Annotated in this window: 16 protein-coding genes; 2 read left to right on the forward strand and 14 right to left on the reverse strand. The window is 39.2% G+C overall.

Translation table 11 applies throughout. The annotated features are described in order from the left end of the window. Positions 1-226: 226 nt before the first annotated feature. The 10 genes from FG382_RS02665 to cotE all read right to left on the reverse strand — a co-directional run bounded on the left by FG382_RS02665 (position 227) and on the right by cotE (position 12,716). Positions 227-1,474, reverse strand: a complete 1,248-nt coding sequence (locus FG382_RS02665; protein WP_142537313.1) for a methionine gamma-lyase family protein — start codon at positions 1,472-1,474, stop codon at positions 227-229. Positions 1,475-1,557: 83 nt separating this feature from the next. Further along, positions 1,558-1,857: a rhodanese-like domain-containing protein gene (locus FG382_RS02670; protein ID WP_142537314.1), complete on the reverse strand. Its 300-nt coding sequence runs from the start codon at positions 1,855-1,857 to the stop codon at positions 1,558-1,560. Between the two features lie 74 nt (positions 1,858-1,931). Next, positions 1,932-2,153, reverse strand: coding sequence for an RNA chaperone Hfq (hfq, locus tag FG382_RS02675; RefSeq protein ID WP_142537315.1), 222 nt, complete (start codon positions 2,151-2,153; stop codon positions 1,932-1,934). Between the two features lie 66 nt (positions 2,154-2,219). Next, complete coding sequence (gene miaA / locus FG382_RS02680; protein ID WP_142537316.1) at positions 2,220-3,137, reverse strand: tRNA (adenosine(37)-N6)-dimethylallyltransferase MiaA; 918 nt, start codon at positions 3,135-3,137, stop codon at positions 2,220-2,222. Beyond that, positions 3,130-4,026 (reverse strand): alpha/beta hydrolase, encoded by an 897-nt coding sequence (locus FG382_RS02685; RefSeq protein ID WP_142537317.1) that lies wholly within the window; start codon positions 4,024-4,026, stop codon positions 3,130-3,132. Before FG382_RS02685 ends, miaA begins: the two co-directional genes overlap by 8 nt. Before the next feature lie 20 nt (positions 4,027-4,046). Next, a complete protein-coding gene (locus FG382_RS02690) occupies positions 4,047-5,699 on the reverse strand; it encodes a glycerol-3-phosphate dehydrogenase/oxidase (protein WP_142537318.1) in 1,653 nt (550 codons plus the stop codon). Continuing rightward, positions 5,700-7,211: a glycerol kinase GlpK gene (gene glpK / locus FG382_RS02695; RefSeq protein WP_142537319.1), complete on the reverse strand. Its 1,512-nt coding sequence runs from the start codon at positions 7,209-7,211 to the stop codon at positions 5,700-5,702. An 11-nt stretch (positions 7,212-7,222) separates the two neighbouring features. Beyond that, positions 7,223-9,028, reverse strand: coding sequence for a DNA mismatch repair endonuclease MutL (gene mutL / locus FG382_RS02700; RefSeq protein ID WP_142537320.1), 1,806 nt, complete (start codon positions 9,026-9,028; stop codon positions 7,223-7,225). A gap of 17 nt (positions 9,029-9,045) precedes the next feature. Next, positions 9,046-11,610: a DNA mismatch repair protein MutS gene (gene mutS / locus FG382_RS02705; RefSeq protein WP_142537321.1), complete on the reverse strand. Its 2,565-nt coding sequence runs from the start codon at positions 11,608-11,610 to the stop codon at positions 9,046-9,048. A 563-nt stretch (positions 11,611-12,173) separates the two neighbouring features. Continuing rightward, positions 12,174-12,716 (reverse strand): outer spore coat protein CotE, encoded by a 543-nt coding sequence (cotE, locus tag FG382_RS02710; RefSeq protein WP_142537322.1) that lies wholly within the window; start codon positions 12,714-12,716, stop codon positions 12,174-12,176. 139 nt (positions 12,717-12,855) lie between these two features. Here cotE and FG382_RS02715 point away from each other — a divergent pair, with 139 nt between their 5' ends. Continuing rightward, positions 12,856-13,554 carry a glucosamine-6-phosphate deaminase gene (locus tag FG382_RS02715; protein ID WP_142537323.1) on the forward strand — a complete coding sequence of 233 codons (699 nt, stop codon included), beginning with the start codon at positions 12,856-12,858 and terminating at the stop codon, positions 13,552-13,554. Positions 13,555-13,598: 44 nt separating this feature from the next. Here FG382_RS02715 and FG382_RS02720 read toward each other — a convergent pair whose 3' ends face one another. From FG382_RS02720 to FG382_RS02735, 4 genes are read right to left on the reverse strand one after another with little or no spacing between them, the layout of a single operon-like run. Beyond that, on the reverse strand, positions 13,599-14,186 hold the full coding sequence (locus FG382_RS02720) for a hypothetical protein (RefSeq protein ID WP_142537324.1): 588 nt from the start codon (positions 14,184-14,186) through the stop codon (positions 13,599-13,601). Positions 14,187-14,196: 10 nt separating this feature from the next. Then, positions 14,197-14,766: a nucleotidyltransferase family protein gene (locus FG382_RS02725; protein ID WP_188713297.1), complete on the reverse strand. Its 570-nt coding sequence runs from the start codon at positions 14,764-14,766 to the stop codon at positions 14,197-14,199. After that, on the reverse strand, positions 14,763-16,406 hold the full coding sequence (locus tag FG382_RS02730; RefSeq protein WP_142537325.1) for a hypothetical protein: 1,644 nt from the start codon (positions 16,404-16,406) through the stop codon (positions 14,763-14,765). Before FG382_RS02730 ends, FG382_RS02725 begins: the two co-directional genes overlap by 4 nt. Beyond that, positions 16,399-17,193, reverse strand: coding sequence for an ABC transporter ATP-binding protein (locus FG382_RS02735; RefSeq protein ID WP_142537326.1), 795 nt, complete (start codon positions 17,191-17,193; stop codon positions 16,399-16,401). Before FG382_RS02735 ends, FG382_RS02730 begins: the two co-directional genes overlap by 8 nt. 188 nt (positions 17,194-17,381) lie before the next feature. Here FG382_RS02735 and FG382_RS02740 point away from each other — a divergent pair, with 188 nt between their 5' ends. Beyond that, a complete protein-coding gene (locus tag FG382_RS02740) occupies positions 17,382-18,584 on the forward strand; it encodes a CynX/NimT family MFS transporter (RefSeq protein WP_229677314.1) in 1,203 nt (400 codons plus the stop codon). The last annotated feature ends 39 nt before the right edge of the window (positions 18,585-18,623 follow it).

Genomic DNA, 18,623 nt, shown 5'->3' on the forward strand with positions numbered 1-18,623 from the left:
CACTACAGTTAAAACAGCAAAAAACTGCCTTAACGATTACTGCCATGAAAATTAAAAGGCTATGGCTCTCCATATATTTCTTTATAATGGAATCATAAATATAGGGAACCAGTTGTTAAATAAACTAGTAGCTCCCTTACAATCCCCCCTCAATAAATGATAAAAGGTAATAAAAAAAGCGCAGAAAATGACCAAGTCACTTCCTACACTTCTTTTATTTCTAAATTTACCTTAAAGACTGCACTGCTCCTAAAATGGCATATTTCACATGCTCGTACGTCAAGCCACCTTGGATAAAAGCCGTATACGGAGGGCGGATTGGTCCATCTGCCGTTAGCTCCATGCTAGATCCTTGAATGAATGTACCCGCCGCCATAATCACATCATCCTCATAACCCGGCATATAGGCTGGTTCCGGTGCAAATTGAGCGTTCACCGGCGAATGCATTTGAATCGCTTTGCAAAACTGAATCATTTGCTCGGCTGTTTGGAACGATACCGATTGAATGAGGTCTGTTCTTTTTTGTGAGTAATGGGGCTCCGTCATCATTCCCACTTCTTCTAATACCGCTGAAGTAAAAATTGCTCCTTTTACCGCTTGCGAAACTATATGAGGTGCAAGGAAAAAACCTTGGTACATATCCATTAATGTGTTAAGAGAAGCTCCAGCTTCCGCTCCAATTCCCGGTGAAGTCATGCGATACGCACACTTCGTTACAAGTTCCGCTTTTCCTGCAATATAGCCACCCGTTTTCGCGATGCCGCCACCAGGATTTTTGATCAAAGAGCCTGCCATTAAATCAACCCCAACATTGGTCGGTTCCAGTTCTTCCACAAACTCTCCGTAGCAATTATCCACGAAAATAATGGCATCTTCTTTTATCGCTCTTATCTTTTGGACCATTTCTTTTATTTGCTCCACTGTAAAAGATGGACGCACCGCATACCCTTTGGATCGTTGGATTGCAATTACTTTTGTATTTGCTTGGACCGTTTTTTCAACCATTTCCCAATCGATCGCTCCTGATTCTAGCAAGTCCACATGCTGATATGAAACGCCAAAATCGGCAAGTGAACCAGTATCTTCTTCTCCTCCACTTACGATGGATTGAAGTGTATCATACGGCTTACCCGTTATATATAACAGCTCATCATTCGGTCTAAGCACACCAAACAAACTAATCGAAATCGCATGCGTGCCCGAAATAATTTGCGAACGTACAAGTGCTGCTTCTGTTCCAAATGTGGTCGCATATACTTTTTCTAACGTATCACGCCCCTCGTCGTCATAGCCGTAACCAGTAGATGGGTTAAAATGATGATCACTTACTTGATGGGTTTTAAATGCGTGGATTACTTTTTGTTGATTGAAGAATGCAATATTTTCTACTTCTTTATGGTAACTCGCAATTTTTGCTTCCGCTCTTTTTGCTATATCTAAAACTTCTGGTAATAATGTAGTCGTAAAATTCATCTGTTTCGCTCCTTGATTTAAATGACAAATAGAAAAGACTAATCTCAACTAAATGAAATTAGCCTTCGCTGAAGTAAAGTTAGTTAAAACTGTAGCTCGCCTTCCCAATCTAGCATACCACCTGCAACGTTTGTTACTGTAAAACCATTTTCCTCAAGAATCTCGCAAGCCATTGCACTGCGACCACCAGCTTTGCAGACGATATAATGAGGGACGGATTTGTCCAGTTGATCCATACTCGTTTCGATTTGACCTAATGCGATATGTTTTGCCCCCGGAATGATACCAGTTGCCACTTCCTCGCTTTCACGTACATCAATGACACTTACTGTTTCGCCAGCATCTATTTTTTCTAAAAGTTGTTCCGTTGTAATTACATTCATTTTTAATCTGCCCTTCTGATGTCTATTCCTTTAAAATCATAATAGTAACCTGCTTGTCTGTCAATTCACCTGGCTTATTCTTCCGTAAGTGGTACAGGCTTAGAAGGAGCAAATGTAGAAATAGCATGCTTGTATATTAACTGTTGCTTTCCATCTGACTCAAAAAGAACGGTAAAATTATCATACGACTTCACTAGCCCTTTTAGTTGGAAGCCATTCAATAAAAATACTGTAACAAAAATATTGTTTTTTCTTAATTGATTCAAATAATTATCTTGAATATTCATAGGTTTCATTCCAATTCCCCCATTGTGCATTTTACATAATTCAGTACTCTCCACATCTACTATTCGCCTTATTTCTTAATTATCCTGCAAGAAATCGGTAATTTCTTTTATAATCTTTTCTCTATCCACAAATGGATCATACCAATGGATGTCCATCTTGTTGCGGAAATAAGTTAACTGGCGTTTTGCGTACCTTCTAGAGTTTTGCTTTAAATTATCCAATGCCTCTTCTAGTGTGAGGAATCCATCCAAGTAAGCATAAATTTCTTTATAGCCTATTGCTTGAATCGACTGAACTCCACGAATCCCTTGTTCATGGAGTTTTTTTACTTCTTCTAATAATCCTTTTTCCACCATCAAATCTACCCGTTTATTTATCCGCTCGTACAGAACTTCCCGATCGGTAGTGAGACCGATTATATAATGGGGATATACTTTTTCCTGTCCATGGTCTTGTTCTATTTCTTTTTTCTGCTTTCCGCTCAGCTCCACTCGTTCGATTGCGCGAATCACTCGCTGTACGTTGTTCGGATGAATTTCATTAGCGGCTTCCGGATCTAATTTACGTAATCGATTAAACAATTCATCTGGTGGTAGCTTTTCTAATTCTTTTTGTAAGTCTACGTCTAGTTTCGGCTGCTTTGTAAAACGAAAATCATATAAGACCGATTGGATGTAGAGCCCAGTTCCTCCAACGATTATCGGCAATTTCCCTCTTGCTGCAATTTCTTCTATTTTCTCTCGCACGATTTTTTGATACTCTGCTACTGAGAAACTTTCATTAGGATCCTTTATGTCCAATAAATGATGGGGAACTCCTTCCATCTCCTCTTCCGTAATTTTCGCTGTTCCAATAGAAAGCTCTCGGTAAATTTGCATGGAATCACCGTTAATGATTTCTCCGTTAAATGTTTTTGCAAGCTCAATACTTAGAGCAGTTTTCCCTACCGCTGTAGGACCTACAATTGCTAGTACTACAGGTTTCTCAGACATCTTTTAACATCCAATTTTGGATAAATTGATACGTGTCATTTTTATTCACTTCGTTTAAAATTTCATGTCGTGCATTTTCTATTAATTGAACTGTTACGTTTTCCATTCCTACATTCGTCATACCTTTCGCTACTTTAAAAATATCCTTACCTGATTTACCCACCGGGTCATCTAAACCACTTACCAATAATATAGGTAAATCTTTTCTCATGTACTGGAGTTCACTATCTTGATGTATAATTTTTAAGCCATGAAAGAGATCGATATAAAACTGATTCGAAGGGATAAAACCACAATAAGGATCATCGATATACTTTTTCACTTCATTTGCATCCGAACTTAACCAATCGAAATCTGTTTCGGCATCTTTAAATTGTTTATTGAATCCACCAAAGGAAAGCTTATTAAGCAAAGGACTTTCTGCTTGTGGTGTTTTCTTTTTGGAAGCTAGTTTTCCGATAACAGTCCCAATATCTCCCATGATTCCAGGATCAAACGCCGTACCACTGAGGACAACCTTAGCTAGAGATTCACTATACTTTTGCATATATCTTCTCGCAACAAAGGACCCCATACTATGACCAAATAAAACAAGCGGCACGTCTCCGATATCTTCTCGCACATGCACTAAAACCTCACGCACGTCCTCTACTATTCGGTCAAAACCATCTTGGTCAGCTAAAAAACCTAGTTGCCCATTTTTTTCAGCTGTTTTTCCATGTCCACGATGATCGTGACCACTTACAATAAAGCCATTTCCTACTAAAAATTGCGCAAATTCCTCATAGCGTTCTATATGCTCTGCCATCCCGTGCAATAGATGCACATGCAGGACCGGGGTTTCCTCCGGCATATATTTGACAATATGGACTAAGTGACCATCAGACATTTGACCTTCTAGAATCGTTTTCAGAGAGCAGCCCTGCTTTCATTTATAGTAGCTTCCATTAATATTGCATCCAATTGTTTTTGATAAAAAGTCTTTTCTTGCTCGCTATACTGCAACAATTGTGCCATCACGTTCAATATACCCTCTTTATACATTTTATATTGATCGATTTTAAAATAAAGCATTGCCGTTCTTCTTACTAAAAAGTCAGCAGGCGTATAGGCCATCTCTTCATGAACCGCATAATAGACTTGTGCAAGAAGACTTAATGGCAGCTCAGTTGGAACGGTAGACAGTATATGTGCATAGTGGAATACTCGGTCTACATTCGTTCCATAAAATTTTGCTAAGCTTTTTCCTTCTGCTATTGATAAACCATACGAAGGTGCTATCTGTGCTTTTGTTGCAATAAAAGCTTCCAATTGGTCCGCACCTCCGAGGTCCCCACCCGATAAAGGAACATGCTTAGTGACACAGGGACCATATTGTTCATCGCCCAGCTCTTTAGAAATAGCATTGACGATTGTTTCTGCCATTTTACGATAGCCCGTCAATTTGCCACCAGCTATTGTATATAATCCGGCATCGGAACTCCAAATTTCATCTTTCCGTGAAATTTCAGAAGGATTTTTCCCATCCTCATAAATAAGCGGACGAACACCAGCCCAAGTAGATTCCACCTGTCTTTTCGATACATTTACGAGCGGAAACATATGATGAACGGCATTTACTAAATAGTCCACATCTTCATCTGTTGCAATAGGATGCTCGATATTACCTTCAAAAAAAGTGTCCGTTGTACCAACATAAGTTTTCCCATCACGCGGAATAGCAAAGATCATGCGTTTATCGGGAGCATCAAAGTAAACTGCCTGCTTTAAAGGAAAAACAGATTGATCCAAGACGATATGAACACCTTTTGTTAGCTTTAACTTTTTCTTATTATCAATCGCATCGAGTGATCGGACTGCGTCGACCCAAGGTCCTGTTGCATTCACCACTTTTTTCGCGTGAATATGAATACGTTTGTTTTTTAAAACATCTACAATTTCTGCACCGTTGATTTTGTTTTGATCATCATACAAGAAAGATTTTGCTTTCGCGTAATTAAGGCAAACTGCCCCTTTTTCAATTGCTTTTTTCAGCACTTCCATCGTTAGCCTGGCATCGTCTGTTCGGTATTCTACGTAGTAGCCGCCACCAAGTAAATCTTTACTTTTAATAAGCGGTTCTTTTTCCAGCGTTTGCTCCGGAGTCAGCATATGACGTCGCTCTTCTTTTTTGACACCAGCTAGAAAATCGTACACTTTTAATCCTGCAGATGTGCTAAGTGGACCAAATGTCCCTTTTTTATGAAACGGTAATAGCATCCATTCTGGTTCTGTCACATGCACCGCATTTTCATACACGATTTCTCGTTCTTTTCCAACCTCTGCTACTACTTTCACATCAAATTGTTTTAAATATCGAAGTCCACCATGTACAAGCTTCGTCGACCTGCTTGAAGTTCCCGCAGCAAAATCTTGCATCTCGACTAATGCAACGGACATGCCGCGAGTCACCGCATCTAATGCGATACCCGCTCCCGTAATACCTCCTCCGATGACTAATACATCGAATTCATAAAAATTTAATGTGTGCAAAATTTGTTCTCGTTCCACAGAAGATTTCACTTAATCCACCTCTTCATCTGAAAGTTTGAATACTCTTGTTGCTTCCACTGCTTTCTTCCAACCTTTATATAACCGGTTACGCATTTGTTCATCCATTTTTGGTTCGTATAGCTTTTGGCTTTCACGCATATCGGAAAGCGCCTGCTCATCTTTCCAAAACCCAGTAGCTAGACCTGCTAAAAAGGCAGCACCAAGTGCAGTTGTTTCATTTAACTTAGCTAGTTCTATTGGTAGGTCCAGGAGATCACTTTGAAATTGCATGAGGAATTCATTGCCCACGGCTCCTCCGTCCACACGAAGCACTTCCACATCCACTCCAGAATCCTGCTCCATCGTATGGAGTACATCCTTCGATTGATAGGCGAGAGACTCTAATGTCGCTCGAATGAAATGCTCTTTTGTCGTCCCCCTGGAAAGTCCAAAAATGGCTCCTCTTGCATCTGAATCCCAGTAAGGAGTACCAAGACCAACAAAAGCTGGAACAATGTATACACCGTCTGTCGATTCCACTCTTTTTGCATAGTCTTCGGAGTCCGCCGCTTTTTTCACCATACGAAGCCCGTCTCTAAGCCATTGAATGGCAGAACCAGCAACAAACACACTACCTTCCAAAGCATAAGTCACTTTGCCATTTAGACCCCATGCAATCGTTGTGAGTAGTCCGGATGGAGATTTAACTGCTTCTTCTCCTGTATTGAGCAGCATAAAACAACCAGTACCATACGTATTTTTGGCCATTCCTTTGTCAAAACAGCATTGACCAAACAAGGCTGCTTGTTGATCCCCCGCTGCTCCTGCAATATCTATCGCTTTTCCGAAAAATACGGACGGATCCGTTTGTGTATAAACTTCGGAAGAAGATGCAACGCTTGGAAGCATACTCAACGGGATATTTAATTTATCGCAAATTTCTTGATCCCACTGCTGTTCATAAATGTTATAGAGCATAGTCCTCGACGCATTCGAGTAATCCGTCACATGCGCACTACCGTTTGAAAGTTTCCAAATTAACCACGTATCAATCGTTCCAAAAAGCAGTTCTCCTGCCTCTGCTTGCTCTCTTGCTCCGTCAACATGATCTAAAATCCATTTTACTTTCGTAGCAGAAAAGTAAGGGTCTAGCATCAGCCCTGTTTTATCCTTGAAAAATGTATCAAGCTTTTCTTTTTTTAACTCATCGATAATACTTTGCGTTTGTCTGGATTGCCAAACGATCGCATGATAAATCGGCCTTCCCGTTTTTTTGTTCCAAACGACCGTTGTTTCCCGCTGGTTTGTAATACCAATTGCGTGCACATTTTCTGGTTGGTTCCCACTTTCGGTCAAAACCCCTGCAATGACCGACAAAACAGAGCCCCAAATCTCCTGTGCATCATGTTCCACCCATCCCGGTTTCGGAAAATATTGTGTAAATTCCTTTTGCGCAGTGTGCACAATATTACCTTGCCGATCAAACAATATGGCGCGCGAGCTTGTAGTACCTTGATCAATCGATAAAATAAATTTTTCCATCTGATTCCCTCCTACATGACTCGTTTAAACATCTTCTCCACTTCATACGTTGAAAAATGCACAATAACAGGGCGGCCATGCGGACATGTGAGTGGGTGCTGTGCAGCTTTCAAGCTTTGTAACAGCTGCTCCATATCATGCATCGTTAAATAATGATTCGCTTTGATCGATAATTTACAGCTCATCATAATAGCAGCTTCTTCTCTAAGTTTTTTAATGTCTGTTTTTCGGTTCGTTAATACTTGTTCGATTAGGTTTTCGATAATCTTTGTTTCATGTCCTGCTGGAAACCATGTTGGATGCTCTCTGACGACAAAGCTGGAGGAACCAAATTCCTCTAAAAATATCCCCACATCTTGAAGTGCCTGGATGGATTCTTTAATTCGGTACGCCTCGTCAAGTGAATAATGGAATGTAAGAGGCAGCAATAAAGCTTGTCGTTCTCCAGCGTTTACTTCTCCCACTTTTTCTTTATAAAATTCATATTTTATCCGTTCCTGCGCTGCGTGCTGATCGATTAAATAAAAGCCATCATCGCTTTGCGCAACAATATATGTTCCATGGATTTGTCCTACAACATGTAAATCAGGAAAAGGCTGTTTTTCTGCCACAACTTCTTCTATATACGCTTCTTCTACGTAAGGTTCAACCACGGGTGTCTGCTCTTGTGGTAACGGTGTTTGCGCTTCATGAATGATCGTTGGTTGCTCCGACAGCTCTTCTGTTACCGGAGCAACTGGTTCTTCAGGAGGTGTATACGGTTTAAAGAAATCGAATTGCACGCTCTGCTGTTTTTTCACTTCTGGCTTTTCTATAATTTTCGGTGGCTGTTGCACTCGGTGGATAACCGAACGAATCGTTTGACGAACAAGCTCCATTAACTCTTTTTCTTTACTAAGTCTTATTTGATGCTTCGCCGGATGGACGTTCACGTCTGTAAGCATAGGGTCCGTTTCAATATTCAATACAACAATCGGATATCTTCCAATCGGAAGAAGTGTATGATAGGCATCTACAATCGCATTATTTAACCCGTAATGCTTAACCCAGCGACCATTCACTAAAATCGTTATATAGTTTTTAGATGCTCGTGTAATTTCAGGCATCGTCGCAAATCCTGAAATTTGAAAATCGGATGATTCCTTTTCAAATGGAACCATTTTCTTTACATTCGTCACACCATATATAGAAGCGAGCACTTGTCTTAAGTCTCCTCTTCCACTTGTTTGGATAATCGTTTGGGCATTATGGATAAGCTTAAAGGCTATGTTCGGATAACTAAGTGCTAATCGGTTGATCAAATCGATCGAATGACCAAGTTCCGTTTGAATCGTTTTCAAATATTTCAACCTAGCTGGTGTATTAAAAAATAATTGCGTTACTGCAATATCTGTTCCACGGCGAATAGGGGCTGGTGTACAAGAAATGATTCGCCCACCTTCTAGTTCCACTTTCGTTCCAACATTTTCTCCGTCAGATGTCCATAAACTTATTTTCGAGACAGATGCAATACTGGCAAGTGCTTCCCCGCGAAAACCTAACGATCTGATGCGAAACAAATCATGCTCCGTTGTAATTTTAGACGTCGCATGTCTTGAAAAGGATTGAACAGCATCTGCTTCGTCCATTCCTTTTCCGTTATCCGTTACTTGAATTTTCGCAAGCCCTGCTTCTTCTAATATGATTTCAATCGATGTGCTTTCTGCGTCGATTGCATTTTCCACTAATTCTTTTACAACAGAAGCGGGACGTTCCACTACTTCCCCTGCTGCTATTTTATTGGAAAGTAGCTCTTCCATTACGATGATTTGTCCCATTTTCTTCACCTACTTTTTTAGTCTAATTCACTTTGTAGCTCATATAGTATTTGCAATGCAGCAAGTGGCGTTGTTCCGGAAATATTGATCTTTTTCAGCTTTTTCATTACTTTTTCTGATGAACTATTTACTACTTGCGGTTTCGTTTGCTTTACCGGTTGTTCATCAAAGAACGATAATTGTTGTTCTTGAACTGCAGGAGCATCTGTTGGTTCTTTTTTCTCTTGCTGTTCAAAAGTGTCCAGTATTTCTCTTGCACGTTCAATGATTTCTTCTGGTAACTGTGCTAGCTCTGCTACATGGATTCCATAGCTTTTATCTGCTGGACCATTTTTTAATTTGTGCAGAAACACGACTTTTCCATCTTTTTCGGTTGCCGCTACATGCACATTACGCAGTTTTGCTAATGTTTTTTCTAAATCAGTTAACTCATGATAATGTGTGGAAAATAACGTATTTGCCCCAATATGATCATGAATATATTCCATCATTGCCTGCGCCAGACTCATCCCGTCATAGGTCGAAGTTCCACGTCCTATTTCATCAAAAAGGAGTAAGCTCTTACTTGTTGCATTCATAATCGCATGCTGAGATTCCATCATTTCAATCATAAATGTACTTTGCCCACCTGCTAAATCATCTGCTGCTCCGATACGCGTAAATATTTTATCCACGATCGGTAACTCTGCTAATTCCGCCGGCACATAGCAACCAATTTGAGCCATAATAACGGTGATGGCGATTTGACGCATAAACGTACTTTTACCGGACATATTAGGTCCCGTAATCAGCAGCATATTTTCCTCTTCCGTTAATAGACAATCATTTGGCACATACAGTTGATTGTTCATCATTTTCTCCACGACCGGATGTCTTCCCTCTTTAATAATCATCGCATTCGTATCGTGAAATGCCGGTTTCGTTAGACGATATTTTTCAGCTACTTGTGCAAAGGAAATATACACATCTAGCTCACTAATTTGTTTTGCTAGCTTCTGTACCCGTGGAATATATGCTTTAATCTCTTCCCTTAAATGGGTAAATAAATCATATTCGAGTACTAAACTTTCTTCTTCTGCAGAAAGAATAAGTGATTCCTTCTCTTTTAACTCATCTGTAATATAGCGTTCCGCATTGGCCAGTGTTTGTTTGCGTACATAACGCGCTTCATCTGCAAACTGAATATTTGATTTCGTTAACTCAATATAATAGCCAAATATACGGTTATAGCCTATTTTCAAATTTTTAGCGCCAGTTAGTTCACGCTCTTTTTGCTCTAGTTCTGCAATCCATCTTTTCCCATTCACAGAAGCATCTCTAAGCTGATCTAGTCGTTCGTTATAGCCATCTTTTAGGACGCCGCCATCTTTTACGGAAATCGGCGGATTTTCATGAATCGCCTCTTCTAATTTACTCCAAATATCCTGGCAATCCTCTATCGCCTGTCCAAGATCGTTTAATGCTTTTTTATCTGCTTGCACTAATTGCTCTTTAATAGAAGGAATTTTGGATAAAGACTGTCTAAGTTGTGCAAGGTCTCTTCCCCCTGCACTTCCAAACCCGATTCTTCCCACTAATCGTTCCAAGTCATATACTTCTTTAAACGCTTCTTTTATTTCTTCTCGTAACATAAAGTCTTCTAGGAAGCTTGTAACAATGGCCAAACGATTTTCAATAGCATATTTGTCCGCAAGTGGCTGGTGGATCCATTGTTTTAGCTTTCGTCCCCCCATTGCTGTGACGGTTTCGTCCAGTAACCATAGTAAAGTTCCTTTTTGCTCTGCATTTCGAATAGAAGAAATAAGCTCTAAATTTCGTTTGGAATGATAGTCGATTGCTAAAAAGGAATCTCTACGCAAAAAGGTAAAGGGTTGAATATGTAAAAGGGAGCGCATTTGCGTTTTCTGAATGTACTGTAGTAATCGTTTGACTGTGCGATGTGTTTCCAGTGGATGATTCGGTACATATTTCTCAATCGATTGTTCATTCGATTCGTCTTTTTCAATGGATAAAGTAAAGTCGTGAATCGCAGATAAATCATTGATAAGCAGGTACATTTGTTCACTCACGATCAATTCTTTAGCCTGAATAGCCAGGATTTCTTGTACAACTTCTTTTTCATCCCCATGAAGGATTGTTGTAAATCCGTCTCCTGTCGAGACATCTAAATACGAAAAAGACACTTCGTTTGGAGAAACTACATCCGCTGAGGCGATAAAATAGTTCGTCTTGTTCTGCATGCCTTTCCCTTCCATAATTGTACCAGGCGTGATTAATTGAACTACTTCTCTTTTTACTACGCCCTTTGCCTGTTTTGGATCTTCAACTTGCTCACAAATAGCTACCTTATGCCCTTTACTAATTAGCGTTTCAATATAGCCCTGTGCAGAATGATGAGGCACGCCACACATTGGGATGCCGTCTTTTCGGCTAGTCAGTGTAATTTCCAAAATAGCCGCTGCTTTGATCGCATCATCATTAAACAGCTCGTAAAAGTCTCCTAATCGAAAAAATAAAAACGCATCTATATATTCATCTTTTATTTTTATATATTGTTGCATCATTGGTGTAACTGTTGTCATCAATTGCCCTTCTCTCTAAAAAAACTTTCTATTTTATTATAACAAATCAAAGGACTGAACGCTTCCCATAATGAATATTGGCTAAATCTCTAATTAGAGACGACAATTGCTCGCTGGTAGCGGCTTTGCTCGGTTGGGAAGGATTTATGCGCGACTTGAGCTGACTATTGCTCAGTTAACGACGGTCATTGCTCGCTGGCATCGGTTTTGCTCGGTTAGCCAGGATTTATGCGCGAGTCGAGCTGACTATTGCTCGGTTAACGACGGTCACTGCTCGCTGGCAACGGCTTTGCTCGGTTAGCCAGAGTTTATGCGCAATTTGAAGAGCTTTGCAAATAAATAGATCAAGCTAGCAAGTTTCCAGTAAATAAAAATGTGCAACAGAATGGTCAATGAAAGCAACCAATTCTGCCATAAGAGCAACCAACATATTAATGAAAGCAACCATCCCTAACCGCTTAGATTAGAGTATGCATTATAACATTTTTATTCCCTCAAGGATTGGCACCTGGTTATTTCCTCCACAAAAACATAAAAAAAAGCCGGAAATACTGACCGGCTTGTTAAAGTGATGAAGAATCTTCGGATTCACTAGGCAAGTTAGCAGGGACCGCTGAAACAGAAGAGCTTTCTTCACCGAATACCCATTCTTCTTCAACCTCACCATCTTGCACTTGGATATAAATTGTCGTTTCTCCCACTACTTCTGCAAGTAGCTCGCGTTCTACTGTCACTTGGAATTTCGTACCTTTTTCAACAATGATAGCTTCTGTACAATTTGGTTGTTGAAGCACACGCAGATGCACTTCTTCTCCATTCGAATCTCTGTCACGGAAATGCAATTTAATACGGTCTTTATATTGAATTGTCTCTGTGAAAACAGAAGTTTTCGAATGATCATGATGTGCATACCAAACGTTTATGTCAAATTTCCCCGTAACTTCTACGTATCTACCATACTTTTTTGATTGGCAAGAATGATTGATTACCCAGCATCCTAATATGCTAGATGGAGTATTTGGCGGACAAAGGATTTCACGAGATTCCGTTCTTTTTTTCCCTTTAGCGATTACCGCTTTCGTTACAATTTGTCGCATGTGTTTCATGTTTTTCCTCCTTGTATTCAAGTCATAACATCATATGCGCATTATGCCCAATCGGTTCATCCGCTTTTGATAATTCATTGACCTTTTAATAGAATCAGCATACAATTATAGGATAATAAAGGAAGAGTGAGGTTATACAATGGCGTTTTTTGAAGTAATTCATGTAGCCGATCAACAAGAGGCTGCTATAATCGTGCAAGAAAAGCTCGAAAAAGATTTACAAGCGGACACTTTGCACGTATTAGGCTTAGCAACTGGGAGTACAATGATTCCTATTTACAAGAGATTAGCAGAATCATCTTTGGACTTTTCCGAAGTTACTGCTTTTAATTTAGATGAATATATAGGTTTAGAGCCAACAAATATCAATAGCTATGCTTATTTTATGCAAGAGCATTTATTTGGGCACAAACCATTTAAAGAAACGAATATTCCAAACGGAAAAGCGCTTGATCTAGAGGCAGAATGCGCCCGTTATGAAAATCAATTAAATGAGCATCCATTAGATATTCAGTTTTTAGGTGTTGGAGAAAATGGACATATTGCATTTAATGAGCCAGGTACTTCTTTTGATTCAGTAACGCATGTTGCGAATTTGACCGATTCAACACTTGGCGTAAACAGCCAATACTTTGGAGATAAAGAGGAAATTCCAAACACCGCGTTTACGATGGGGATTGCTTCTATTATGAAGGCGAAAAAAATCATTTTATTGGCATTTGGAGAAAAGAAACGTCCTGCGATCGAAGCTTTACTCGGGGATACCATTACAAAAGAATGGCCAATCACGATTTTGAAAAAACATCCGCATGTGACAATCATTACGGATATTAAATAAACAAAAGGACTTCCTATGTCAGCAGGAAGTCCTTTTTCTGTCTACTACTCTAGAAATTCACTTTTCAATACATATACTACATCATAATTAGCAATCTCAGCTAAGTGATTCTCAAAATCCGTATAAAACGCTGGAGAAAGCGAGCTCATGCCATGCCCATTCGAGCTACTAATAGATGCTAAAACTATAATCCCATCAATCGGAATTTCTTCTGATGGGTTGCTGCCCCATATGCTTTGGTTGGTCGTTTTCTCTCGCTGGGTCATACTATTTTTTCCACTAGCACTCTTTGACTGAACACCTATATTGAATTTCACCTTTTCTTCTGCAACATTTTGGGAAGTAGTAAAAATAAGTGTCCCCTTTTCATCGATATCCATCGTTAACCGATTGATCTTTTCCCCTACTAATTTTCCGAACGCATACTGATCCACCCATACGGATATTTGTTTGTATTTTTGATCTGCTTGAAAATCGAATACAAATGACTGTTCACTCGTTGAGGAAAGCAAAAATTTTTCCCTATCCGTTAGCTGAACCTCCGATAAAGCATTGTTTAAGGTTGTTTTATTAGTACAGGCTCCTAGAAGTAATAGAAACAAAACAATTGAACTTATCAATACTTTCTTCATATAGTCTCCCCTAACTATGAAAAATTTCCAACCTGGGCCAAGTCTTTTTCCAATCCTTTTTCTGTACGCGTTCTTCATATACAGCCCTTAACTCCTCAGTAGTCAAAAACCGCGGTGTTGGCCTAACTAGTAGATGAATAACGTCTGTTATCCCGTGCGGGGCGGTTAAGATCACTTGATCTTGATCGTATAATTTCACCCCTAAAGCCGTTGCAGTTTCTGGAAAATTGGCTATACCGTCTGTTGCAGATTTATACGGTGGAAAGCCATTAATTACATGCATTCTTGCTTGATTTTTTACCGACCAAGGGATGTTTGGCACAAGATTTCTTAAATGTTCTTCTAGCTTTTTTTCTTCCTCCTCGTTACTATTGGTTGGATCAAAATAAATAACATCTATATCTGTTAGCGGAGACCGCTCTTCAAAACCATGCAATGCATCCCATATTTTAGATCTTACAAAGCCTGCACAAATCCACCAATCTGGTAGTTTTAGTACTTTCACAGCTCTTAATAAGTCCATCATCCACTCGTCTTCTTCAATTAGTCTTGTCATCTCTTCTTCATTTGGAATGTTCAACTGGTAGACCCTACTTTCGTTCCACTTGGGAATACTTTGTTCCAGCCTATTAAAATTCCAACGGCTAACAGTACTATATAGATAAGTAAACCAAATGGAATTTTAGCAAATATAAAATGAACAAGCACAAAAACACCAACGACTAATACGCCAGCCAACACCTTAAATGTGCTCATTTCCTGCATAAATTCATGTGATTGCGAAAACGGATAGTCTTCTGCGTCAAACAGTCGATAGGAAATAAGGGTAATAGCAATCGCTGCAAGTAATACAACTATCAAATCATCTAAAATACGAATGGAGAAAATCAATATGAACAATATACTTAACACTAAATAGACAGGTATGAAATACTGAATCAGACAAGCTTTTAGCGTCCCACTATAAATGGAAAACTTATTTTGGATAGGCGCAACCCCGTAAATCCATTGCGCTTTATATGTCCCTGAAAATTTGAGCATAGGAACGATGGTTGGAAGCATCGCTAACGAAAAGTAAATGACCAAAAACATATTTCCATTACTCATTTCCTCAAAAGAACTGCTACGAATATTATTATAAATAAATACGAATGGAAAAATGAGCGCAAAACCGATCTGCGGATAGACTTTCAGCTTAAGCTCACGTTCTTGCTTCATCATTAAAGAAGCAAATAAGTAAAAGGTCTGTTCCTCCTTTGTCCTACATAATACTTTTGCCCAAAACCGATTGAGTCCAAGCGATTTCTTCCTATTTCTTTTAGAATCACTTAATAATTTGGCTAAATTTCGTTCAAAAGCAGGCATTAGCCGAATATATAACAGGATAGATAAAATCGGTCCTAATATGGCCAACCCGGTAAAAATAATGATAGGAATCGAAAAATTGTTATTTAACATCAACTCAAATGTCGCACTATACCATAATGGAGGTAAGAAAAAATGCCACCAGGTAAAAGTATAGGAAATATCAAAATTGACAATTTCAAACACTCGAGCAACGAGCTGATAGCTAACCATGATCGCTACAGACAAAATAATTTGAACATAATTAATCATGTCTTTTAGCTTTTCCCCACTAAAAAAACGTAATATGAATAAATAAACAAATGCGGTCAATACGACAACTAAACAACTAATCAGTATAATATCAAATAGAAATAGAACGGCAAATACAATTCCATGCTTAAAAATACTCACGATAAGGGGGATCACTACAAATGAACCCGTCAACATAAACATGTAGATAAGTATATGTACCAATTTCGCAGCATTCAATGTCCGAGGACTTATCGGTTTCGAGTGAAGAATACTCTTATCTCGAATATCCAGTAGGACAGCTGAAAAGTCAGAAACCATGGAAGTCATCACGATAAACATCAAAACACTAAACAAAATACTCATAAAGAAAATATATTGATCACCTAGAAATAAAAAGGGAGTTAACAATAATAAGCCATAAAAACCGTACATCCACAAAGATTTTTTAAACTGATTTCCTTCTTTTTTCACCCGAGAACCATTAAAAACAGTAGGCATACGTCTGCCATCCATCGTTAGCTTTAATTGCAATATTTTACGCATCACCGCGTAGTCTATATGCAATTTTTGAAACAGCCATTTAAATCGATCCAAAACCCGAAGCGAGGTAAAATCATCCATGGCTATTTCCTCCACTTACAATTTCCACAAATTTTTCTGCAATCTCTTTATGCTCGCAGAATCCTGTTATTTGATTGAAAATCGCTTCTAATGTTCCTTCTTTGCTTTGTGCTTGTAATTCTTCAAAAGTACCATCTGCCACTACTCTTCCTTCTACAAGCAAAATAATTCGGTTACTTATTTTCTCGACGACGTCCATAATATGAGAGGAATAGAAAATCGTCTTTCCACGCGCCGCTAGCTGGTCGAGAATTTCTTTTATAATCATGACACTATTTGCATCTAAGCCGCTCAGCGGTTCATCAAAAAATAATAGATCCGGATCATGCAATAAGCTAGAAATGATCAGAACTTTTTGTCTCATCCCTTTTGAAAAAGAAGACAATCGCTTATGGAACACATGCTCTAAACCAAATTCTTTCATCAATTGATAGGCTTTTCTTTCCGCTTCTTTGGTAGTTAAACCATATAGCTCCCCTGTAAAGGTTAAATACTCACTTGCCGAAAGATTATCATAAAGCTCCGCCGTTTCTGGGACGTAGCCAATTTTACGTTTATACGCGACATTTCCATGTCCAATATCCTCTCCGAAGATTTCAATTTTCCCTTGGTAGCCCTCTATTAATCCAAGCATAATTTTAACAGTAGTGCTTTTTCCAGCACCATTTGGTCCGATATACCCGATGATTTGACCTTGATACACTTCTAGGTTGATCCCGTTTAATACTTGTTTAGCGCCAAAACGCATGGTGACATCACTTAAAGATAAAACCTTTTCTTTATTCATCTAAAAACTCCCATCACTTCATTCGTTATATGCTTACCATTTTTCCTATATACTGTTAATAATACTACTAAAATTTTAGAAAAAGGAAAGAATATTCAAACTAATAAAATTCTATTCTCTTAGCTATTGAATCTTGCTTTCCGAAAGTGATAGGCTATAGAAAAGTACGAAAGAAGGAGCTAATACATTTGCGAACGCTGGATGAAAAAAACAAAACTACTGCTCTATTGCTTATAATAGGTATTATTTTCATCGCAACAACCCTGAGGTCCCCACTTACTTCCGTAGGTCCTATTATTGCCTATATAAAAGATGGGCTAGCTATTTCCAATGTATTGGCAGGTTTTATCACAACGATCCCACTTATTGCGTTTGCGATTGTTTCACCGATCGCCCCAAAGATAGCGAGACGTTTCGGGATTGAGTTAACTTTATTCTTCTCCATTGTGTTGTTAGCTTGGGGAATTATTATCCGGTCTTTAGGAAACACGCCTTTACTGCTAATCGGTACAGCTTTAATAGGCACTTCCATTGCATTTGGCAATGTATTATTACCGAGTCTGATCAAGCTAAAGTTTCCATTACAAGTGGGTTTAATGACAGCCGCTTTTACGTTATCGATGAACTTCTCCGCAAGCATTGGAGCTGGCATTAGTTATCCAATCGCCGAGAATACAACATTTGGTTGGCAAGGTGCACTAGGCTGTTGGGCCATATTATCCGTTATCGCAGCGCTCATTTGGTTACCACAAATAAAACATCCCCAAAAAATAGTGGAGAAAACGGAGTCCCCTGCTTCTTCTAAATCTAGATCCATTTTATACAATCCGGTAACTTGGACGGTTACGCTTTGTATGGGACTTCAATCCCTTATTTTTTACACGACTGCAGCATGGATTCCTGAAATCCTTCAAGCACAAGGACTAAGTGCGGATAAGGCCGGTTGGATGTTATCGTTAATGCAATTCGCGCAATTACCACTAACGTTTATCACACCGATACTTGCTGGTCGCATGAAAGATCAACGATTATTAGTGGCATTATTTACAGTGCTCTATTTAATCGGTTTTGGCGGGCTTCTATATGGAAATGCTTCTTTTATCGTCCTATGGATGATATTTCTGGGTTTAGCTGGGGGCTCCTCCTTCAGTTTAGTGATGATGTTATTCTCGCTTCGCACGCAAACCTCGATGGAAGCAGCAGAGCTATCAGGAACCGCGCAATCGTTCGGCTATCTGCTCGCAGCAATTGGTCCAGTCCTATTCGGTTATTTACATGATGTGACAGCAAGTTGGTCGGTGCCTATTATTTTGTTTATGGTAGCGACGATACTATTATTCGTTTCTGGGATGCATGCTGGAAAAGAAGGATTTGTCTCAAGTGTTGAATAAAAAAGAGGAATCAGCATGTGCGTTAGCTGATTCCTCTTT

This window comes from Psychrobacillus lasiicapitis (genome assembly GCF_006861795.1).
GTDB classification, from domain to species: domain Bacteria; phylum Bacillota; class Bacilli; order Bacillales_A; family Planococcaceae; genus Psychrobacillus; species Psychrobacillus lasiicapitis.